Origin of the sequence: Hypericibacter terrae (assembly GCF_008728855.1) — a bacterium.
GTDB lineage: Bacteria > Pseudomonadota > Alphaproteobacteria > Dongiales > Dongiaceae > Hypericibacter > Hypericibacter terrae.
Window position 1 is genome coordinate 4,781,893 of sequence record NZ_CP042906.1, and the last position, 21,845, is coordinate 4,803,737.

General features: G+C 65.8%; 19 protein-coding genes. 8 read left to right on the plus strand and 11 right to left on the minus strand.

Annotated features, from left to right (window positions below):
* Positions 1–48 precede the first annotated feature (48 nt).
* Entirely contained in the window at positions 49–2,313 is a 2,265-nt protein-coding gene (locus FRZ44_RS21900) for a mechanosensitive ion channel family protein (protein ID WP_151179176.1), read from the minus strand.
* Positions 2,313–3,899 carry an MltF family protein gene (locus FRZ44_RS21905; RefSeq protein WP_191908241.1) on the minus strand — a complete coding sequence of 529 codons (1,587 nt, stop codon included), beginning with the start codon at positions 3,897–3,899 and terminating at the stop codon, positions 2,313–2,315. The genes FRZ44_RS21900 and FRZ44_RS21905 overlap by 1 nt, the downstream gene beginning before the upstream one ends.
* Positions 3,900–4,134: 235 nt before the next feature.
* Between FRZ44_RS21905 and FRZ44_RS21910 the strand changes: the two genes are divergently transcribed.
* The 8 genes from FRZ44_RS21910 to FRZ44_RS21945 all read left to right on the plus strand — a co-directional run bounded on the left by FRZ44_RS21910 (position 4,135) and on the right by FRZ44_RS21945 (position 11,738).
* On the plus strand, positions 4,135–5,019 hold the full coding sequence (locus FRZ44_RS21910; RefSeq protein WP_151179178.1) for an aspartate dehydrogenase: 885 nt from the start codon (positions 4,135–4,137) through the stop codon (positions 5,017–5,019).
* 238 nt (positions 5,020–5,257) lie between these two features.
* Positions 5,258–6,079 carry an alpha/beta fold hydrolase gene (locus FRZ44_RS21915; protein WP_151179179.1) on the plus strand — a complete coding sequence of 274 codons (822 nt, stop codon included), beginning with the start codon at positions 5,258–5,260 and terminating at the stop codon, positions 6,077–6,079.
* 118 nt (positions 6,080–6,197) lie between these two features.
* Positions 6,198–7,397, plus strand: coding sequence for a substrate-binding protein (locus tag FRZ44_RS21920; RefSeq protein ID WP_191908242.1), 1,200 nt, complete (start codon positions 6,198–6,200; stop codon positions 7,395–7,397).
* A 130-nt stretch (positions 7,398–7,527) separates the two neighbouring features.
* Entirely contained in the window at positions 7,528–8,385 is an 858-nt protein-coding gene (locus tag FRZ44_RS21925) for a branched-chain amino acid ABC transporter permease (RefSeq protein ID WP_151179181.1), read from the plus strand.
* Positions 8,386–8,389: 4 nt separating this feature from the next.
* Positions 8,390–9,406, plus strand: a complete 1,017-nt coding sequence (locus FRZ44_RS21930; protein ID WP_151179182.1) for a branched-chain amino acid ABC transporter permease — start codon at positions 8,390–8,392, stop codon at positions 9,404–9,406.
* The gene (locus FRZ44_RS21935) at positions 9,406–10,149 is read left to right on the plus strand and encodes an ABC transporter ATP-binding protein (protein WP_191908243.1); all 744 of its coding nucleotides are present in this window, start codon (positions 9,406–9,408) and stop codon (positions 10,147–10,149) included. Before FRZ44_RS21930 ends, FRZ44_RS21935 begins: the two co-directional genes overlap by 1 nt.
* Positions 10,149–10,892, plus strand: coding sequence for an ABC transporter ATP-binding protein (locus tag FRZ44_RS21940; RefSeq protein ID WP_151179184.1), 744 nt, complete (start codon positions 10,149–10,151; stop codon positions 10,890–10,892). Before FRZ44_RS21935 ends, FRZ44_RS21940 begins: the two co-directional genes overlap by 1 nt.
* Before the next feature lie 18 nt (positions 10,893–10,910).
* Entirely contained in the window at positions 10,911–11,738 is an 828-nt protein-coding gene (locus tag FRZ44_RS21945) for an SDR family oxidoreductase (protein WP_151179185.1), read from the plus strand.
* A 15-nt stretch (positions 11,739–11,753) separates the two neighbouring features.
* Here the strand turns inward: FRZ44_RS21945 and FRZ44_RS21950 are convergent, their stop codons facing one another.
* The 9 genes from FRZ44_RS21950 to FRZ44_RS21990 form a co-directional block, all read right to left on the minus strand.
* The gene (locus FRZ44_RS21950) at positions 11,754–13,031 is read right to left on the minus strand and encodes a metal-dependent hydrolase family protein (RefSeq protein ID WP_151179186.1); all 1,278 of its coding nucleotides are present in this window, start codon (positions 13,029–13,031) and stop codon (positions 11,754–11,756) included.
* Between the two features lie 103 nt (positions 13,032–13,134).
* Positions 13,135–14,625 carry an aldehyde dehydrogenase family protein gene (locus FRZ44_RS21955; protein ID WP_151179187.1) on the minus strand — a complete coding sequence of 497 codons (1,491 nt, stop codon included), beginning with the start codon at positions 14,623–14,625 and terminating at the stop codon, positions 13,135–13,137.
* Between the two features lie 239 nt (positions 14,626–14,864).
* Positions 14,865–15,764, minus strand: a complete 900-nt coding sequence (locus FRZ44_RS21960) for a LysR family transcriptional regulator (protein WP_151179188.1) — start codon at positions 15,762–15,764, stop codon at positions 14,865–14,867.
* Positions 15,765–15,870: 106 nt separating this feature from the next.
* Entirely contained in the window at positions 15,871–16,884 is a 1,014-nt protein-coding gene (locus FRZ44_RS21965; protein WP_151179189.1) for a phosphotransferase enzyme family protein, read from the minus strand.
* A 23-nt stretch (positions 16,885–16,907) separates the two neighbouring features.
* On the minus strand, positions 16,908–17,645 hold the full coding sequence (locus FRZ44_RS21970; RefSeq protein ID WP_151179190.1) for an ABC transporter ATP-binding protein: 738 nt from the start codon (positions 17,643–17,645) through the stop codon (positions 16,908–16,910).
* Positions 17,638–18,423 carry an ABC transporter ATP-binding protein gene (locus FRZ44_RS21975; RefSeq protein WP_151179191.1) on the minus strand — a complete coding sequence of 262 codons (786 nt, stop codon included), beginning with the start codon at positions 18,421–18,423 and terminating at the stop codon, positions 17,638–17,640. Before FRZ44_RS21975 ends, FRZ44_RS21970 begins: the two co-directional genes overlap by 8 nt.
* Positions 18,420–19,427, minus strand: a complete 1,008-nt coding sequence (locus FRZ44_RS21980; RefSeq protein ID WP_151179192.1) for a branched-chain amino acid ABC transporter permease — start codon at positions 19,425–19,427, stop codon at positions 18,420–18,422. Before FRZ44_RS21980 ends, FRZ44_RS21975 begins: the two co-directional genes overlap by 4 nt.
* Positions 19,427–20,296: a branched-chain amino acid ABC transporter permease gene (locus FRZ44_RS21985; RefSeq protein WP_225308392.1), complete on the minus strand. Its 870-nt coding sequence runs from the start codon at positions 20,294–20,296 to the stop codon at positions 19,427–19,429. Before FRZ44_RS21985 ends, FRZ44_RS21980 begins: the two co-directional genes overlap by 1 nt.
* Positions 20,297–20,411: 115 nt before the next feature.
* Positions 20,412–21,713, minus strand: coding sequence for an ABC transporter substrate-binding protein (locus FRZ44_RS21990; protein ID WP_151179194.1), 1,302 nt, complete (start codon positions 21,711–21,713; stop codon positions 20,412–20,414).
* Positions 21,714–21,845 lie beyond the last annotated feature (132 nt).

Genomic DNA, 21,845 nt, shown 5'->3' on the forward strand with positions numbered 1-21,845 from the left:
CCTTCATCCTAACATGAGGAGCGCGAATCAGGCACGCCGTCCCTCGCGTCAGGCGTGCCCGCCGCCTTTTTCGATCGCCTGCGCCGCGGCGGCCCCGATCGCCTCGGCGGGAACCTGATCGCCGGATTCGACCCGAACCACCACGCCACGGCCGACCAGTTCGATGCCGTTCTCGCGGAAGGCATTGACCAGCTTCTCATAGGCTACGCGACGGATGGCGAACTGGGTGCCCGGCTTGGCGATGTATTTGATGCCGATCACCATCGCACCGTCCTCGACATTGCGAATGCCCTGCGACTTGAGGGGATCGATGAACCCCGGCCCCAGGGCGGGATCGTCGAGCAGCTCTTGTCCGATCTTCTTCACCAGCTTCTTGATCAACCCGATGTCGGTGTCGGGTGCGACGCGGAACTCGAGCCGCATCAGCGCCCAATCGCGGGTGTAGTTCGTCAGCGATTTCATCTGGCCGAACGGCAGGGTGTGAACTGCGCCACGCTGGTGGCGCAGCTTCATCGACCGCAAGGAAATGCTCTCGACATCGCCGCGCAGATTGCCGACCTCGACATAGTCGCCGATGCGGAAGCTGTCCTCGAGCAGGAAGAAGATGCCCGCCAGGATGTCGGCGATCGTCTGCTGCGCGCCGAGGCCGATGGCGATGCCGACCACGCCGGCGCCGGCCAGGAGCGGCCCGATCTCGACGCCGAGCGAGGCCAGCACGATCATCGCGACCATGAGGCCGAGCGAGACCTGCAGGAACTTCCGCAGCAAGGGCAGCAGGGTCGCAAGGCGCTGCGCCTTGGTGCTAACGCCGCCGGCCTTTGCGTTCTCCATGGCGCGATCAATCGAGCGGGCGATCAGGGCCCACCCCACATAACCCAGCAGCAGCACCACGCCGATATCGAACAGGATGCTGAACACATAGGTGCCGATGCCGAGCTGGTCCGGATCGAAGCCCCAGATCCGCGAGGTCAGGACGATGGCGCCCACAATGAGCACGAACCAGACGGCGCGCATCAAGCGCTGGACCTGTTTGAACGCGGAGCTGTCTGGAATGACCGGCGCTTGATTGGGAATCTCGTCGCCTGCGGGCGCGGCACCGCCGGTGGTCAGCACGGCGACACCATAGAACTGTGCCAAGGGCCGATGGATCAGCCAGGCGAGCAAGGGCACCGAAAGCATCAAGAGCAGGCTGGCCAAGGCCCGTGGTGCCGTGCCCTGCTGCACGCGCAGGATCCCGTCGGCGATCACCAGCCACAGAATCGCAAGGTAAACCGTCAGCAATACGGGCCAGGCGTCGATCAGCATATGGCGTCCGCTGCCGACCGACAGCCAGTGGCGCGCGCGCTCCGCGACGGCGCTGCGGTTGCGCCAGGCCAGTCCGGCGAGATAGGCAAAGGGCAGAAGGCTCAAGGGCAAGGCCAGGGCGATGATGCTTTCATCGTCGAGCTTGAGCGCCATCAGGATGCGGCTGATCGCGGTGACGCCGACTACCAGGAGCGTCGTCGTCAGCACGATCCGATGCAGGGCCCTGGCGGCCGCGTCGTCAACGGTCAGAAGCCGCATGCCGGGATTCTCGGGGTCGCAGAAGAACAGCGTCAGCTTGCTGACCACCAGCACTGCCGCGATCGCGCGCAGCAGGATCATCAGGACCTGGGGAGCGGCAGGGTGGGTCGGGTCGACGATGGCATAGGTCAGCGCCGACGCCGCCAGGAAGGCTGCGATCTCGACCAGATCCAGCATCAGGCGCAGCACCAGGGCACCGACCGCGATCCGTGTGCCGCCACGGGCCTGCTCGCGGATCCGGCGGCGGACCGGCGCCAGCAGGGCACGGACCGCCAGCATGCCGGCGGCACCCACCGCCAGGATCAGGGCGATGCCGCCGATCCAGCGGGCGGCACCATCGAAGCCGGAAATGGTGCCGTCCCTCGAGAAGGCGGCATCGAGGGTCGACGGCAGCGCCGCATAGGCCGCCGGCAGCGCGCGCAGACGCTCCGCATAGATCTTGAGGATATGCTCGCCTTCCGGCGAGGCGGCCGCCTGCCGTGCGGCCATCTCGGCGACGAGGCGCTTGCGCAAGCCGTCGCGCAGGGTCTTGTCATTCATGACGCCGAGCACCGCATCGAGCTGCGCGTCGGTCATGCCGTCCGGAAAGGCCGAGAGAACGCTGTCGAGATCGGGGGGCGGCGGAGGCGGCGGCGAGCCTTTCGCCGCAGCACTTCCCGCGAGCGCGAGGGAGAGGAAGCCTGCGAGCAGCAGGGAGGCCAGCCAGCCGATGCCCGATCGCGACCGACCCCTGCCGGGCCTGGCCGACATCACGGCGATGTCCCCTGCTGCAGCGTCTGCTTCGCCTGCTCGCGGGCGATGCGTTGATCCTCGATGCGCTTATAGGCGACGTAGTATTTGAAGATGTTGCTGACATAGTTGACGGTTTCCTGGCCCACCGCCTGGGCCACCATCACCTCGACATTGTTGAACCATTTGTTCGGGTCGAGCCCCTGCTGGGCAGCCTTCTTGCGCAGCCGGTCGATGCGGTTGGGCCCGCAGTTATAGCCCGCGAAGGCGAACAGATGCCGGTTGACCTCGTTGATGGCGGGGTCGTCGAAATACTGGTCCACCATGAAGCGCATATATTTGACGCCCGCTTCGATGTTGCGGTCGGCCGCGGTGACGTCGGGAATATTGATCGGATTGCCGGCCGCGGTCGAAGGCAGCACCTGCATGATGCCGACCGCACCGGAGGGATTTCGGGCGCCTTGATTGAGCCCCGACTCCTGATAGCCCTGCGCGATCATCATCAGCCAGTCGAAGTGATATTCCGCCGAATATTTGTGAAACAGCCCCACCATCTCGTCGAACTTCTTGCGCTCGGCCTCAGCGTTCGCATTGTTCACGAACTTGGTCGATCCCAGATAGCGCTTGATCAGCTGGTTGGTCGCCGAGCTTCCGACCTTGTGCTTGACCACGAAGTCGTCGATCACGGCCATCAGCTTCGGGCTGTCCTTGCGGATCGCCCAGCCGATCTGGCCGCCGTCGCGCAGGACGATGTCGGCATGGACGGTCATCTTGGTGAAGATCTTGGTCCAGAGCTTGGCCTTGTGCAGGTCCATGATCATCGCGGGATAGAGGCCGGCATTGACCATTTCGGCAATGGCATCATCCTCCAGATCTTCGTCGGCCAGCGTGATCTGGACCTCCGGCTTGCCTTCGGCCTTGAAGCGCTCGTTCAGCGCCACCAGGCTCTCGTAATAGCTCGACGATTTGCGGACCGCGACTTCCTGGCCCGACAGGTCGTCGAGCGTCGCGATCGGGGGCGAACCCGGGGCCGTGATCAGCACTTCCTTGACTGTGTCGGTGAAGGGCGTCGAGAAATCGACGGTCTTGAGCCGCTCGGGGGTGATGGTCAAATTCGCCGCTGCGATGTCGCCGATGCCCTCTTCGAGCCCGGAGATCAGCTTGTCGCGGCTGACCGGCAGGAACACGACATGGATGCGGTCCAACAGCTTGAGGCCCAGCTTCTTGTTGAGCTCGTCCTCGAAGATCTTCATTGCGTCATAGGTGATGCCGCGCTGCCGATATTTGTCGGTGAAATAGAGGACGCGGTTGTAGGTGACCAGCACCCGGATCATCCGGCGCTGCACCATCCCGTCGAAATCGCCCTTCCGGGGCTTCAGCGCGGCTTCGACCAGCGCATCCACCGCCTTCTGTTCCGCGCTCTCGGACGGCGCCGTGGTTTCGTCGGTGCCCATGGCGGCGAAGGCCACGGGCGCCGCACCCAGGGTCAGTGCCAGCATCAAGGCGGCAAAGAGGGCGCCGAACCTCTCGAAGCGCCGCCCCGGCCTTGCGGCCAACGCCAAGGGTGCCGGCTTCATCTCCGCGGTCCCACCGGCAATGTCGAACATGGCAGCATTCCCCATCAAATCATTCCAACCCTTGCGACTATTCTAGCATCGGACTGGTCCGGGTCGCATGATGGCTTTTCCCGGCCTTCCCTCGCTCGCCGCGGTTCGATTCCTTAACCTTTAGTCCCCCGCGGACCAGGACCCGATGCTTGTCCCGCGGCCTTCATTTCCGTAGAGGAGTTTGGGCTATGATGCCGCCGCCGGAACCAGAACGTGCCGGCAGCAAAGGCAATCGATGAAACGCGGCAGCTTCAAGGGCGACGACAGCAGCGGGGGGCGGGCGGTCCCGGAGCATCCGGCGGGGGCACCCATCCGGCTTGCCGTCATCGGCCTCGGCAACATCGCGCGCTCGATGCTCGAGCTCTGCGCCCGGGAGGGCAGCGGCCGAATCGAGCTGACCGGTGTCCTGGTCCATCCGCCCCGCGCGGCGGAGGCCGAAACCTGGCTCGGCGGGCGGGCGCCGGTCATGACCGCCTTTCCGGAGCTGCTGGCGACGCGTCCCGATATTGTCGCCGAATGTGCCGGCCATGCCGCGGTCAAGGCCTTTGGCGAGCCGGTTCTCGCCGGCGGCTGCGACCTTGTCACGCTGGCGTCGGGCGCCTTTGCCGATCGCGAGTTCGAGGCGCGGATGCGCGCGCTCAGCCGTGATTTGCGGCGGCGCATCCTGGTGCCGTCCGGGGCCATCGTCGGCATCGACGGGCTGGCGGCCGCGCGCCATGGCGGCCTCACCCGCGTGGTCTATAGCGGGTCGAAGCCGGTCAATGCCTGGCGCGGCACGGCGGCCGAGAAATCGGTCGATCTCGACAAGCTCTCCGAACCCAAGACCTTCTTCGAGGGCAGCGCCCGCGAGGCCGCCAGCCGCTATCCGATGAACGCGAACGTCACCGCGACGGTGGCGCTGGCGGGCATCGGCTTTGACGAGACGCGGGTGCGCCTGATCGCCGATCCGACCGCGCGCGGCAACCTCCATGCGCTCGAATATGAGGGCAGCTTCGGCCATGCGCGAATCAGGATCCAGGGCAAGCCCTCGCCGACCAATCCCAAGACCTCCATGCTCACCGCCCTCAGCCTGTGGCGCACGCTGCTCGACGAGACCGGTGCCGCCATCCGCGTCGGTTGATCGGGCCTCTTCATCATCGAAAACAGCGCCTCGGCGGCGTTCTCATTTCGGCAACGCTACTTTCTATTAATTGCGCTTGTCAGAACGCTGGCCTGATCTAGCCTGGGCGCCCAGGGGAGTTTGCGAGAGAACCGGCCAACGGTCCTCGCGGCATGCGCATCACGCGTCGGGCTGCGGTTTCTGAGGCTTCCAACGAGTTCTCCCGCCTCCATCGCCGTTGCGGAGGTTGAGGATCGTCATGCCGTTCGCGATCAGTGGAGGCACGCAAATCCACTATGTCGTGGAAGGCAGCGGCGAGCCGATCCTGCTGGTGCCGGGCCTCGGCGGCGGCACCCGGCAATTGGCGAAAATCGCCGCCGAGCTCGCCTCGACGAATCGGGTCGTCACGGTGGACCCGCGCGGCGCAGGGCAGAGCGACAAGCCCGACATGCGCTATGACGGCGCCCTGCTGGCGGCGGACATGGCCGCGGTGCTCGACCATGCCGGCATCGAGCAGGCTCATTTCGTCGGCATCTCCTTCGGCGGCATGATCGGCCAGGAAATGGCGCTGCGGTTTCCGGCCCGGCTCCGTTCGCTCCTGCTGGTTTCTTCCTATGCCAAGTCCGACGCCTGGACCGACCGCATGTGGCAGGTGCGCGAGACGCTCATCCGCAAGCTGGGCCTGGCCGAGCATTTCAAGCTGGCGGTCATGTTCCTGTTCTCACCCCGGGCCTTTCGCACCGAGGCCGAGACGGTGCAGATGATCGAGGCCGCGGTCGGCGCCAATCCGCCCGATCCGGTCGGCTATATGCGCCAGCTCGAATTCTGCCGCGATCACGATGCCAGTCAGCGGCTTTCGCGCGTCGGCTTGCCGACGCTGGTGATACAAGGCGCCGACGACATTCTGGCCTCGCCGATCCAGGGCCGCGAGCTGGCAAAGGCCATTCCCGGCGCGCAGTTCGAGGAAGTGCTCGACGCGGCGCATCTCTTCATGCTGTCGCGGCCGGGCCAGTTCGCCCGGATGATCCGCGAATTTCATGCCGAGCTCGGGCGCCGGAAGGCGTCGCAACGAGCGGTGTAGTGCCAGGGAAGACCGGGGCTAGGGGGACGCCTCGGACTTCCGGCATCGAATCCGATGCCATAACGACCCCGACGGCAGAGCAACAAGGAAAACAGCCATGGCAAAGGAGCAACGGAACATGGGCGGTAACTTGGGAGGCGTGACGAGGCGGCGGTTCGGCAAGATAGCCGGTGGTGCTGTGATCGGCGGTGCCGTCATGGGCGGACCCTGGATCATCAAGGCACGCGGCGAAGAGACCATCAAGCTCGGCGGCCTGTTCCATATGACCGGCGACGGCTCGATCTGGGGCCCGATGATGGAACAATGCATGGGGCTTGCGGTCGACCAGATCAATGCCGACGGCGGCGTGCTGGGCCGGCAGCTCGTGATGGTCTCCGAGGACGACGCCACCAGCACCGACGTGGTGGTGCAGAAGGGCACCAAGCTGGTGCAGAAGGATGGCGTCAAGGCGATGTTCGGCATCGTCTATTCGAGCGTGCGCGCGGCCCTGGCCGCCAACGTCGCCGGGCGGTTCAAGGTGCCCTATTTCTACCCGACCTATTGGGAGAGCCAGACTTCCTGCGGGCGCTATTTCATCTCGATGGGCGCCATCCCGAACCAGCAGCTCGACTTCTTCATCCCCTTCCTGATGGAAAAGTTCGGCCCCAACTTCTATTGCGTCGGCCAGGACTACAACTGGCCGCAGGTCTCGATCGCCTATATCGAGGGCCTGCTGCAGCAGCATGGCGGCAAGCTGGTGGGCAAGGAGTTCGTGCCGTTCGACCAGAGCGACTGGTCCTCGATCATCCAGCGCATCAAGGGGGCGAAGCCCAACGTGTTCTTCCCCTTCATCGGCGGCAACGGGCTCATCGCCTGCCTCAAGCAATATTACGATTTCGGCTTCGACGGCACCGCGGTCGCGGCGACGCTGATGGACGAGATGTATGTCCCGGCCTTCGAGCCCGAGCTGCGCAAGGGCATGCATTGCTCGGTCTCCTATCTGATGGAGCTCGACAACCCGGTGAACAAGGCCTTCGTCGCCGCCTTCAAGAAGAAGTACGGCGCCGACGCCATTCTCAACAATATGGGCGAAGGCCTTTATGACAGCGTCCATGTCTGGAAGCTGGCCGTGGAGAAGGCGGGCTCGTTCGATATCGAGAAGACGGTCGATGCCCTGGGCGGCATCAGCTACAACGCGCCCCAGGGCGAGATCAGCATCGACGGCAAGTCGAATCATGCGGCGCTGCATCAGATCATCGCCGAGGTCCGGGCCGACGGCGGCTTCACCATCCTGAAGGACTTCGGTAAGGTCGCAGCGAAGACCGACTGCGTGGTGTGAACGGACGTCCCTGACTGTCAGGCGGGAGGGGCCGGCAGGCTCCTCCCGCGATTTGTCTGTGCCTCTCGCCTGACCGCCGCCCGGCCTTTTCTTGCCGACCCCCTATCTTGCCGACCGAGGTGATACCCCCGTGGAGCCTGTCGTCATTCAGCTGCTCAACGGGCTGAGCATCGCGTCGATCCTGATCATGGTGTCGCTGGGGCTGGCCGTGATCTTCGGCATGCTCGGCATCATCAATCTCGCCCATGGCGAGTTCTTCATGCTGGGCGCCTATTGCGTCGCCACCGCGACCGCCTGGGGCCTGTCGCCCTGGTGGGGCATCGCCGCGGCCCCCGTCGTGGTGGGGCTGGTCGGCATGGCGGCGCAGCAGACCATCATCAAGCCGCTTTATCGCCGGCCGCTGGACACGCTCCTCGCCACCTGGGGGCTCTCGATCGTGATCCGGCAGGTGGTGCGGCTGATCTATGGCTCGGGCCAGATGATGGCGGGCTCACTCATCACCGGCAGCACGAGCCTGTTCGGCTTCAGTTACCCGACCTATCGGCTTTTCATCATCCTGGTGACGGTCGCGATCGTCGCCCTCACCTTCCTGCTCTATTTCCGCAGCGATTTCGGCCTGCGCATCCGCATGGTGATCGCCAACCGCTCCATGGCGGGGGCGCTCGGCGTGAACACCCAATCGACCGATCTCTGGGCCTTCACCATCGCCGCCGCCATGGTGGGCTTCGCCGGCGCGATCATGAGTCCGCTCATCGTCATCAACCCCGACATGGGGCTCACCTATCTGTCGCGCGCCTTCATCGTCGTCATCATCGGCGGCATCGGCCATCTCTACGGCGTGATCGCGGGCGGCGTCGCCATCGGCGGCGCCGAGGCCGCCCTCTCCTTTTATCTGCGCCCCGTCGTGGCCCAGATCCTGGTCGTGTTCATCGCGGTCGTGCTCATCCGCATCCGGCCGCAGGGCCTGACCGGCGGGCCGCGGGGCTGAGACCATGGCCACCACGACAATGCAGCCCGCACCCGCCCGTCCCCTCCTGGCCCGCCTGCTCGGCTCCGCGGCACTGCTCTTCCTGTTGGTGTTTCCGGCCATCGCCAGCGACTACGAGGTCGGGCTGCTCGGCAAGTTCCTCGTCTTCGGCATCTTCGCCCTCAGCCTCGATCTGATCTGGGGCTTCAGCGGGGTCGTCAATTTCGGCCATGCGATCTTCTTCGGCGCCGGCGCCTATGCCATGGGGATCCTGCTGAAGGCCCTGCCCTTCGCCGGCGCCACCTATATCGCAGCCCTGGGCGGGGTGCTGTTCCCCGCACTCCTGGCGCTGGTGATGGGCTATTTCCTCTTTTATGGCCGGGTCTCGGGTGTCTTCTTCGGCGTGGTGACCTTGGCCCTCACGGGCGCTGCCCATTCGATCATCATCGTGAATGGCAGCCTCACCGGCGGTATGAACGGGCTCTATGGCTATCCGCCGCCAACGCTGGGCATTCCCGGCCTGTGGGAACTCGACTGGTATGAGGCGAATGTCTCCTACTACACCGCCGTGACCGGCAGCGTCGGCTGCCTCGCCTTGTCGCGCTGGCTGGTGAAGAGCGACTTCGGCCGCGCGCTGGGCGCCATCCGCGAGAACGAGGACCGCGCGGCCTATCTCGGTTACGACGTGCCGCAGATCAAGCTCATCATCTTCACCATCGCCTGCGCCATGGCGGGGTTGAGCGGCGTGCTCTATGTGCCGATCGGCTTCATCTCGCCCGATCTCATCGGCGTCACCATGTCGGCCTCGGTCCTGGTCTGGGTCGCGGTCGGTGGCCGCGGCACCCTCATCGGCGCCTTCATCGGCGCGCTCCTGGTGAACTATCTCCAGACCCTGCTGTCCGATGCCTTCGTGGTGCTCTGGCTGCTGCTGGTCGGTCTCTTCTTCATCCTGGTCGTGCTGTTCTGGCCCGGCGGCATCGTCGGCCTCGCCCGGCATGAATGGCTGCGGGCGCGATTGCGGGCGCTGGGGCTGGTGCCGTGATGGGCGACGCCATGCTCGATATCCGGAACCTCAACAAGAAGTTCGGCGGCCTCGCCATCTTCTCCGATCTCAATCTGCAGGTCGGCAAGGGCGAGCTGCGCTGCATCATCGGCCCCAACGGCGCCGGCAAAACGACGCTCTTCAACCTCATCACGGGCCGGCTGCGCAGCGATTCCGGCGAGATCCGCTTCGAGGATCGCGATATCTGCCGCCTGCCGGTCAACGAGATCGCCCGGCTCGGCATCGGCCGCAAATTCCAGGCGCCGTCCGTGTTCGAGGAAATGACCGTCTGGAACAACCTGATGGTTGCCGGCACCGGTCATCGGCGCGCGCATCGTCTTTTTTCCACCAAGACCGATGCGGGCCTTGCGGCACGCGCCGAGCGCGTGCTGGAGAGCGTCCGGCTGACCGCGCGCCGCGACGATCTCGCCGGGAGCCTGTCGCATGGGCAGAAGCAGTGGCTCGAGATCGGCATCGTCATGCTGAACGATCCGAGGCTCGTGCTGCTGGACGAGCCCACCGCCGGCATGACGGTATCGGAGACCGCCGAGACTGCCGATCTGATCCAGGAGGTCTTCAGGGACCGCACCGCCATCATCATCGAGCATGACATCAGCTTCGTGCGCCGGCTGGACAGCCGCGTCACCGTGCTCAATCGCGGCGGGGTGATGAAGGAAGGCAGCTTCGACGAGATCGCCGCCGACGCCGCCGTGCGCAAGGCCTATCTGGGCGAGGAGGCCTGATGCTCCTCGAGCTCTCCCAGGTCGAGGTCGCCTACCGGCAGAGCCTGATCTGCCAGGGCGTCAGCCTGTCTGTCGATCGCAACGAGGTGGTCTGCCTGCTCGGCCGCAACGGCGTGGGCAAGACCACGCTGATGCGCAGCCTGATGGGCATCCTGCCCAACCGCGCCGGCAAGATCCTGTTCGACGGCCAGGACGTGACCAACCTGCCCAGCCATGAACGCGCCCGCCGGGGCATGGCCTATGTGCCGCAGGGCCGGCTCGTCTTCCCGCAATTGACCGTGGCGGAGAACCTGCGCGGCGGCACCCTCATCGGCGGGGATGCCGGCAACCGGCGCCGCGGGTTCGGGCCGGTGGACGAAAGCGTATTCGCCTATTTTCCGATCCTGCGCGAAAGGCTGCACCAGCGCGCCGGCCTGCTCAGCGGCGGCGAGCAGCAGATGCTGGCGTTGGGCCGGGCGCTCGCGGCCAATCCCCGCCTCCTGCTGCTGGACGAGCCCTCGGAGGGCATTCAGCCCTCGATCGTGCAGCAGATCCGCGACATCATCGCCCGCATCGCGATCGAGCGGAGTCTCGCGGTCCTGCTGGTCGAGCAGAACCTCAAATTCGCGACCGGGGCCTCGACCCGCGGCTATGTCATGGACAAGGGCCAGATCGTGGCCGAGGGCAGCGTCGCCGAGCTTGCCAAGGACGCCGTCGTCTCGCAGCATCTGACCTTCGTCGAAGAGAAGCGCCAGCCCGCCTGATACCCCCGGGGTGACTCCATGAAACATGTCCTGATCACCGGCTGCTCGTCCGGCCTGGGCGAAGCCGCGGCGCTGCGGCTGGCCAAGGCCGGCTACCGCGTCACCGGCACGGTTCGCCGCCAGCCCGATGCCGACCGGCTCGCGGCCGCGGCCGGCCCCGATGCGAGCTGGATCTTGATGGATGTGACCGACGACCGGTCGGTGCGCGACGGGCTCGGCGGGCTGGTCGAGCGCCGCGGCGCGCCCGACGTGCTGGTCAATAATGTGGGCGTGCCCTGCCTGGGTTCGATGGAAGAGCTGCGAATCCCCGATTTCCGCGCCGCCATCGAGACCAACGTGATCGGGGCGCTGCGGGTCTATCAGGCCATCGCCCCCGCCATGCGCCGGCGCGGCGCCGGCCAGATCATAAATCTGAGTTCCTCGATCGGGGCCGCGGCCCTGCCGATCTATGGCGGCTATTGCGCCACCAAATTCGCGCTCGAGGCCATGAGCGAGGCGATGCGCTACGAGCTGGCGCCGTTCGGCGTGACGGTCAATGTCCTGCAGCCCGGCATCATCGCCACGCCCTTCCGCGCCAAGAAGCAGGTCCAGCGCGATGAGCGGATTCCGGCCAACTCGCCCTATGGCAACCGCCTGGACAATCCCTCGCCGCCGGATCTGCTGCGGCGGATCAGCACGCCGGACGAGGTGGCTGCGGCCCTGCAGCAGCTGATCGAGACGCCCGGCGGCGAGTTCCGCCGTGTCTGCGGGCGCGACGCCAAGGCCTTTCTGGAAGCGCGCCAAACACTCGATGACGGCGCCTTCGAACGCCTTCTGACGACCAAGGGCTACGCCGCCATCCCCTGAGGGTGCCGGACGCCTCTATTCCGCGACGGCGCGGCGCTGGCTCTGCGGCGCCTGGGGCGGTTTGTGATAGCGGCCGTCCTTCATGATCATGAGGAAGCGGTCGCGATCGAGGAAGAGCTGGAGATTCGCCAGCGGATCGCCGTCGATCAGCAGGAGGTCGGCCAGATAGCCCGGCTTGACCTGGCCCAGCTTCTCGACGCGATAGGCCTGGCCGCCATAGGCCGTGGCGGCGCGCAGGGCCTCCCAGGGCGCAAAGCCGAAATAATTCACGAAATGCTGGAGGTCGCGCGCATCGGTGCCGAGCGGGATCATCTTGAAGCCGTAGTCGCCGAAGGGCAGCACCTTGATGCCGGCGGCCCGCATCTTGACCATGTTCTCGATCGTGGCGTCGAATTCGCGCTTGTTGCCGATGCGCTCCGACATCTCCTGGGTGATGCCCCAGGGCTCGCCCTCGAAATGCATGTTGTAGCGCAGCCCGAAGGCGGGCGTGACGTAGTGCTTGTCCTTCACCTTCTCGAGCGCGGCGATGGTGACGTCGGTCACGAAGGTCGCGTGATAGATGAATTCGACTCCGTACTGGATGCATTGCGCGACCGAGCTGTCGGCATGGGCATGGGCCGCCAGGCGCTTGCCGAGATTGCTCGTGGTCTCGCAGATGGCCCGCACTTCCTCGTCGGTCATCGGATTGGTGATCGAGCCGACCTTGGGGTAGCAGAAGGAATCGCCGGAATTGTTGAATTTGATCAGGTCCACGCCCTCGCGCACCATGGCGCGGACGATCTGGCGGAAACCGTCGGGGCTGTCGGCCACGAGGCCGTTGGCGGGAATCTGCCGGCCCCACATATTGCCGTCGGCGAGCCCGCCCGAGACGGTGAGCTCGGGCGAGGTCGCGAGCAGGCGCGGGCCCGGAATGCGGCCCGCATTGATCTCCTCGCGCAGCACGATGTCGAGCCGGGGCTTGGCCGCCGCCCCGCTCACCACGGCGGTGAAGCCGTAATCGATGGCGGTCCTGGCGTTGTAGGACGCCTCCATCATGTTCTCTTCGACCGGCATGCGGCCGATCTCTTCGAGCGTCGTCACCGCCGGATAGCTCAGATGGCCATGGGTGTTGACGAAGCCCGGCATCAGCGTGGCACCGCCGCCATCGACGATCCGCTTGCCCTCCTGGGACAACCGCTCGCTGCCCTTGGCGACGGCATGGATGCGGTTGCCCTGGACCTCGACCTCGCCGGGATAGAGCCGCTCGCTCAGCCCGTCGAAGATCCGGACATTCGTGAAGACCGTGTTCTGCATGGCTCCTCTCCCGCCCGCCGCGAACGGGCTATCGGGACTCTCCGGTCGGCCGCTCCCGGAAGCCTACACCGCGGGGGCCGCGCGCGCAGGCCCCGATTCCGGCTCAGTTGTAGTTGACCACCAGGAACTTGATGTCCGTCATCTCTTCCATCGCGAAACGGGTGCCCTCGCGCCCGAAGCCCGATTCCTTCCAGCCGCCGAAGGGCATGTTGTCGATGCGATAGATCGGCACGTCGTTGATCATGAGGCCGCCCACATCCCACTCCTCGAGCGCGCGCAACGCCGCTCGAAGGTCGTTGGTGAAGATGCCGCCCTGCAGCCCGTAGCGGCTGTCATTGGCCCGGCGCACACCCTCCTCGATCGAATCGATCGGACTCAGGGTCATGACCGGGCCGAAAATTTCCTCGCGCTCCACCAGCATGTCCGGCTTGGTCCCTTCGAGGATGGTAGGCGTGATGACGTTGCCCTGGCGCTCGCCGCCGGCGATGACCCTGGCGCCGCCTTCGCGCGCGGCCTTGATCCAGCTCTCGATCCGGTCGGCCGACCGGCTGTCGATCACCGGGCCGACATCCATCCCCTCCTGCAGCGGGTTGCCCACCTTGCAGGCCGCGATCCGCTCCAAGAGCTTGGCCTTGAAGGCGTCATAGACCGGGCGCTGCACCATGATGCGCTGCACCCCGATGCAATACTGCCCGCCATAGACCACGCCGCCGCGCACGCAACGCGCCGCGGCGAATCCCAGATCGGCATCGGCGCCGACGATGACGGCGCCGTTGCCGCCCAGCTCGAGCGCGACCTTCTTGCGGCCGGCGATCGATTTGATATGCCAGCCGACCTTGGCGCTGCCGGTGAAGGTCACCATGGCGTAGCGCTCGTCCTTCACCATCGTTTCGGCCAGCGCCACCGGACAATGGACGACGGAGACGGCGCCCTTGGGCAGACCCGCCTCCTCGAGCGCGTCCACCAGCTTCAGCGAGGTGAGCGGCGTCTGCGGCGCCGGCTTGATCACCACGCTGTTGCCGACCGCGATCGCCGGCGCCACCTTATGCACCACCAGATTGAGCGGAAAGTTGAACGGCGCGATCGCGAGGATCGGACCGATCGGATAGCGTCGCGCCAGCCCCAGGCGCCGGCGCAGGCCCGCGAGCTGCTCCAGGTCGGCCTGGGCCAGGTCGAGCGCACCGCCGTCGCTGCGGGTGCTCTGATATTCGAACACGCTGCCATCGACATCGAGCGGAATCTCGGCACCCGAGAACGACCTCGCCTCGGCCGCGGCGTTGCGCAGATTGAAGACAGCACGCGAAACCTCGCCGCGCGCGTCATAGAGCGGCTTGCCCGCCTCCTGCGCGATGAGGCGCGCGAATTCTTCCTTGCGGCCGCGGATGATCTCGGCGGTGCCCTCCAGAATGTCGGCCCGCACGAAGCGCGGCAGCCGGCGCATGGTCTGGAAGCTCTTCCCGGCCTGCAGGATGGCGGCCTCGACCTCGGCCTCCCCGGCGACCGGCATCTGCCCGACCTCGCTGCCGTCGAAGGGCGAGCGGATGCTCTCGACGGGCGTCCCTGTTCGGGCGTCTGGCGCGCGATGCTGATTCATGGGCGTGACTTGGGTCCGTGATGGGGCCGGGGAAAATCGAGCCATAGAAAAAGAGGGGCCGGCGCACCGCGGCGACTGCCTTCCGTCGGGGCTTCAGGCAGCCGCGGGTTTGGAATGCCGCTCCGGCCCCTGGCGAAAACCCTAGGGCCGCCGCCGGTGATGCCACAAGCGCAATTTCCAGAATATGGCGTTGCCGAAATGAGAACGCCGGCGGCACCCGGCCGCCGGCCGCCGAGCCGCTATTTCAGCAGGCGCAGCGCCTTCTTCAGAACCTCGAGGAACTCCTCCGCCGGAATCGGCAATTGCCGCCCCTTATGGACGACGATCTCGGCATTGACGTTGCGCGCGGGCGGGTCGGCGAGCGGCACGCCCGCCACGCGGCCGCCGGCGATCTCGCCCTTGATGGCGAAGAAGGGTAGGAAGGCGACGCCGAGATCGAGGCGCGCGAAGCTGACCAGCATCTGGATCGAATCAGTGGTGAGGACCGGCTCGATACGGATCTGCGAGGATCGCTGGATCTGGTCCACCAGCTGGCGGATGCCGAAGGAGCTGTCCGGCAGCGCGATCGGATAGCCTTTCAGCTCGGCGAGCCTGACCTGCTTCTTGCCGGCAATCGGGTGATGAGGGCCCACGGCCGCATAGAGTCGCTGCGGCTGGGTGGCGACCAGCTCGATATCGGGATGATAGGGCGCGTTGAAGGCGAGGCCGAGATCGGCATCGTCGTTGAGAATGGTGTCGACCACGCCCTGGCTGCCGCGCACCAGCACCGTGACGCTGACCGACGGGTAACGGAGCCGGAAATCGCGGATCACCTGAGGCAGGATGTCGATGATCCCCGCCTCGACCGTGCAGATCTTGATGGTGCCGCGGCGCAACGCCCGCAGGTCGTCGATCTCGGAGCGGATGCGGTCGAGATTGAGCATCGTCTGCTGGGCGTATTTCGCCAGGATCTGGCCGGCGTCCGTCAGCCGCACCCCGCGCGGATGGCGGTCGAACAGCGACACACCCAGCTCTTCCTCGAGATTCTTGATCTGGCGGCTGACGGCCGACTGCGCCACATGCAGCGATTCCGCGGCCTTGCGGATCGAGCGCGTCTGGGCGACGGCGTAGAAATAGCGGAGATGGCTGAGATGGAACAAGGAGGGCCGGGACGCTGCGAGGGAGGCGGATAAGAGCCTGGGGACGCCTGTCCCCTGCCCTCACACTAGCCGGGATCTTCGCACGCAGCCAATCCGCCTGTTCCGGCTACCCGAACCGCCGCAGATAGTCCTGCGCCAGCCGACAGGACCCGGCAGTGAAGCCGGCACCCAGTCCTTGCGCGAATTCGAGATGCCGTCGCGTGCCCAGCCAGGCCACCTCGAGCAGCCGGCGCAACATGATGAAAGTCGGAATCTCGTCCTCGATCTCGCGCTGGAGCGGCATGACCTTGCGATAGCCCTTGAGCCAGGCGGCGATGAGGGCTGGGACCGTCGGCTCTTCCTCCAGGAAGCTCAAGGCCGTGGCCAGGTCGTAGATGTACCAGCAGAGCCCGCAATCGTCGAAATCGATCACCTTGGTGACGTCGTTCTCGACCAGGATGTTGGCGACCCGCATATCGGCATGGATCAAGCCGAAATATTCGCGCGCCGTGCCGATGCGCTCGAGCCGGCGCTTCAGCACACCCGCCAGCCGCGTCAGGATCTTGAGGGCCTCCGGATCGACACCCATGCCATCCTGCCAGCGGCCCCACAACGGATGGGCGCCGATGGCGGCGTCGAAGTCCCACGCATGGCGCGTGAAGGTCCTCGGCACTGTCCAGGCGCGGGCATGACGGTGCATCCGCGCGGTGATCTCGCCCAGCCGCTCGAAATTGTCGATCAACGTTTCCGGGGGCGGCTCCGCGCCGGTGAGGAAGCTGAATATCACCGCATGGCGCGGCTTGTCGAGATCGGGCGCCGACAGGAGCTGGACCAGGCTGCCATCCCTGGCCGGAATCGGCTCCGGCGCGATGACGCCGGCATCGCGCCGCAGTGCCTGCATCCACATCAGCTCCGAGGCGATCGACGGCGCCGAATGATAGCTCAGATTCTGCGAATGGACCCGCAAGACCACCGGTTCCGGGCGCGCCGGATCGCGCACCAGGAACATGGTGTTCTCCGACTGATGCAGCAGCGACACGACGGTCCGCTCGGAGACGTCATAGCGGCGCATCAGCCCCTGCGCTTCGCGATGCAGGGCGTCGTAGAGGGGGCGAGGTAAGCCTGAAGAGTCGGGATCCATCACGACATCTCCATCATCGAGGTCTAGGCCGGGGATGCCGGCGCCGAGACAGCGGTCGCCAGGCCGAGATAAGCGGTTCGCACATTGGGGTTGTCGAGAAGATCGCGACCCCTGCCCTGCAGCACGATCCGGCCGCGATCGAGCACATAGGCGCGGTCGGCGAGCCGCAGCGCCATCCGCGCATTCTGCTCGACCAGGATGATGGTGCGCCCCGCCGCCCGCAACTCCGTGAGCACCCGCACGATCTCCTGGCACATCACCGGCGAGAGGCCGAGCGAGGGCTCGTCCAGCACCAGCAATTTGGGATTGCCCATCAACGCCCGGCCGATCGCCAGCATCTGCTGCTCGCCGCCGCTCATCGAGCCTGCAAGTTGATGCTGCCGGCGGCGAAGCACGGGGAAGCGCTCAAACACCGTCTCGAGATTGCGCCTGAAGGAGGCTTTGTCGCGGTTGAGATAGCCGCCCATCTCGAGATTCTCAGGAACCGTCATAAAAGGGAAGATCCCGCGGCCTTCGGGGACATGGGCCAGCCCGAGGCCGGCGATGCGATGGGCCGGCAAACCCTGGATCGCTTGCCCCTCCAACAACACCGAGCCGGAACGAGCGCGCTTGAGGCCCGTCAAGGTCCGCAAGGTCGTGGTCTTGCCAGCCCCGTTCGCGCCGATGAGGCTGACGATCTCGCCCTTTTTGATCTCGAAGGAAATGCCGCGCACGACCTCCGTCTTGTCGTAATCGACGATGAGATCGCGCACCTCAAGCATGGGCCGCCACCGCTTGCGCGTCTTCGTCGAGGCCGAGATAGGCCTCGATCACGGCGGAATCGGCCGCGATTTCGGCCGGCCTCCCTTCAGCCAGCTTGCGCCCGAAATTGAGCACCGTGATGCGCTCGCAGAGCCCCATCACCGTCTGCATGTCGTGCTCGACCAGCAGGACGGTGGCACCCATGCGGTCTCGCACATCGCGGATGAGTTGCATCAACGCTTCGGATTCCGTCCGGTTCATGCCGGCCGCGGGCTCGTCCAGCATCAGCAGCTTGGGCTTGGCGGCGAGCGCGATGCCGATGCCGAGCGAGCGCTGATGCCCGAGCGGCAGGGTCTCGGCCGCGGCATCACGATAATCGGCAAGGCCGATGAAGCAGAGAATCTCCTCCGCCGCCTCGAGATCGGCCGAGGTGAAGCGCCGATGGGACCCGAAGAGCGAGCCCAGCACCGTGGGCCGCGCCAGGAGGTGGGTCCCCAGCAGGAGATTCTCGACCACCGTGAAATGATGGAACACAGCGCTGCGCTGGAAGGTCCGCACCATGCCGAGGCTCACGGTCCGATGCGGCGGCAGCCCGGTGACATCGCGGCCTTCGAACTCGATACGGCCGCCACTGACCGCCAGGGTGCCGCTGATCATCGAAAACAGGGTCGTCTTGCCGGCGCCGTTGGGGCCGATGATGCCATGGATTGCACCCTTCTCGACCGTGAGGTCGAGCGCGTCGACCGCGACCAGTCCGCCGAAGCGCCTTGTGATGCCAGTGACCTTGAGCTGGCTCATGAGGCGTCTCGCTTCAGGAGGCCGATCCAACCACGCAACCGTCCGACCAGGGATTCGATCCCGCCCGGCACGAAGATCAGGAAGAAGATCAGAACCACGCCGAAGATCAGCGGGCGCCACTCCAACAGAGGGCGGGTGAGCTCGAACACGAAGGTCATGGCGAGGAGGCCCACCATGGCGCCCCAGAAGCTCTGCGTGCCACCCACCACCACCCAGATGATCAGATAGAGCATGGTGATGAGGTCGAAATTCTTGGGATCGATGGCGCCCATGCGGTGGGCCAGCATCGCTCCCGCCACGCCGGCGAAGCCGCTGCCGATCATGAAGGCCGAGCGGCGATAATGGGTCACGTCGATGCCGACGCATTCCGCCAGCGCCGGATCGGAATAGAGCGCCTTCCAGGTCATGCCGAGCCGCGAGCGGTCGAGCAGATACATGATGCCGACGCAGACGAAGGCGACGAAGAGCGCGAAGAAGTAGTAGGGGATGGTCTCGAACAGCGAGTGGCCGAAGAGCTCGCCTTCAGGGATGTTGATGATGCCCCGGATCCCGCCGAACGGCACGTCGAGCCGGATCCAGAACAGGCGCAGCAATTCGCCCAGCGCGAAGGAGGCGATGAAATAGCCGAAGGCGCGCGTACGCAGCAGGGGCACACTGATGAGGCCGGCGACGGCCGCTGCGACGAAGCCCGCCAGGGGCACGGTCAGCCAGACCGGCAGGTCGAGCCCCTTGGCCATGAGCGCCGCCGAATAGCCGCCCGCCCCCATCATCACCACATGCGCCAGGCCCCAATCGCCGGTGGTGGTGATCAGGCGATAGCTGACGACCAGCACCAGGTTCATCAGAAAGAGGATAATGAGCTCGGTCTGGTAGGTCGGCAGGACGAAGGGCGCGGCGAAGGCCAGGATCGCCGTCACGGCCGCCAGCAGCAGCGGCCAATGGCGGACATTGCGCCGTGCCGCAGGTCGTGCCGTCGCTCGAGCCGCCAGGCGTTCCACTGCCATCACACCGTCTCGCGGCCCATGAGGCCTTGCGGGCGCACCACCAGCACCAGCGCCATGAGCCCGACGCCGACCATGGTCGCGATCACGCCGTCGAACAGCGTGGTGCAGAAGGTGATGACGAAGCCCAGGATCACCGCCGCGATCATCGCGCCCTGGATGCTGGCCATGCCGCCCAGCACCACCACGACGAAGGCCATCAGGATGACGCTATGTCCCATGTAGGGCGTGACCGGCGTGACCGGCGCCATCAGCGCGCCCGCCAATCCGGCCGACGCGCCCGCGATGGTCATGGCCAGGGCCGACATGCGGTTGAGGTCGATGCCCTGGAGCGCGGCCGCCTCGGGCTTCTGCGCGGCCGCGCGCAGAGCCTTGCCCTGCCGCGTCCGGTTCAAGAACAGCCACAGCGCCACCAGTGTCAGGATGGCGACCGGGAGGATCACCAGACGCTGCGAGCCGATATGGGCACCGGCGAAATCGACCGCCCCCATGATCGGCGTCGGAACGCGCTTCATGAGGCCGACGCCCCAGATGCGGCCGGCCAGAACCTGGAGGATGAAGGAGAGGCCGGCCGTCGCCATGAAGCCGGCGAGCAGATTGTCGCGTGTGGGCCGGAAGATCAGCCGCTCGGCCGCCAACCCCATCAGCGCCACGATCGGCACGGCGCAGAGCACCGCGAGGATGAAGGGATGGCCCGCGATGGCATAGAGCACATAGACGACATAGGCCCCGGCCATGAAGAACTCGCCATGGGCGAAATTCGCCATCTTCATCACGCCGAAGGAGAGGGCGAGGCCGACCGCGACCAGCGCGTAGATCGAGCTGGAGATCACCGCATTGGCGAATGTCTGCACGAAGGTCGCAAGATCCATCACGAGAACCGCTGGCTGGGGTGCCCGCGCGGGTTTCGGGATCCGTCGCGCGTCGTGAGACGGATCCCGGCCGGCATTGGCGAAGAGAGCGCTTTCGTCACGCCAGTATGATCGTCTATTGGCGCTGGTCCCACATCTGATTGCGGCGGCGGACCTCGGCGATGACCGCGTCCTTATGCGCGGCGAACCAGGTCTCGAAACGGGTCAGCGACTGGACCCGCTTGCAGTTGCAGTCGGCGCGGAACTCGTTGTTCGGCACCAGCGGCGAGATCATGTTCTTCTCGCCCCACATCTCCTCGCCCGTGACCGCGGTGGGGCCCTCGATGGTCGAGATCGTGTCGAGGCTGCGGAAGGCCGCCAGCACCTTGTCGGGGTCGACGCTGCCGGCTTTCTGGACGGATGCGAGATAGGCCTGCAGCATCGGCGTATAGAGCCAGTCGATGCCGTTCATCGGCCGCTTCAGGTCCTCGGGACCGCCGGCGCCGTAGCGGGCGTTCCATTTGGCCGCGAAGTCATGCTGCGCCGAGGGATCGCCCCACCAGGGATCGTCGAACAGGGGATAGGAGTCGATCGCCTTGACCTGCTGCAGCCAATCGGCGGGCACGCGCTGCAAGGCCTGCTCGGGCTCGATGTAGTTCGCCGCGACGATGCCCTTGAAGCCCTGCTGGTAGAGCTGTTCCATCAGCAGCGGAATGAAGTCGGGCCAGCTGATCGAGAGGCTGACGATATCCGGCTTGGTCGCGAGAATCGCCGTCACGACCGGCGCGAAGTCGGTGGTGTCGGGGGCATAGAACTCGTCATAGACGACATCGAATCCGACCGCCTTCGCGGCCCCCACCTCCCAGGCCTGTCCGACCAGCGAGGTCGCGTCCTGCTGCGAGACGACGGCGTAGCGTTTGGCTTGCGGATACATCTGGCTGATATAGGCCATGCGCATCATCTCGCCGCGCGGGAAATAGTCGGCGCCGGAGATGATGTAGGGGCGCTTCGGATTGATGTCCGCGGTCGCCTCCGGCGCGTAGAAGACCTTGTGCTCGGTCAGGAAGGGCAGCTGCGCATCGCCGGTCGAGCCGCCGACATCGAGGATGATCTTGACGTTATGTTCGAGCACCAGCTGGCGCGCGCCCTGCAGCGCCTTCGAGGGCGTGTATTCGTTGTCGAACTGATGGACGACGAGCTTGTAGCGCTTGCCGCCGACATCGAGCCCGCCCTCGGCATTGATTCTGTCGACCAGGAGATTGATGCCGGTGAGCCCCGGAAGGCCCCAGCCCGCCGCCGGTCCCGAAAGCGGTGCGTTGAAACCGATATCGAGCGTGTCTTCGGCCCTGGCGCCCATGGATGTCGCCATCGCCGTCGCCAATGCCAGGGCGCCAAAGAGCCACCCCCGCCCGGCCGTCAAATGCCTCAGCCCCGTCATCGCCGCCTCCCATGTTTGCCGGCTTGAAGAGCCGGCTTTCTTGCCGAGGCGCGCTTTGATCTGGCCTTACTGGTTGGCGTCGCGCCTTCGATTGCCGCGATGATACGAGGCATAATTAGGCATATGCAACAA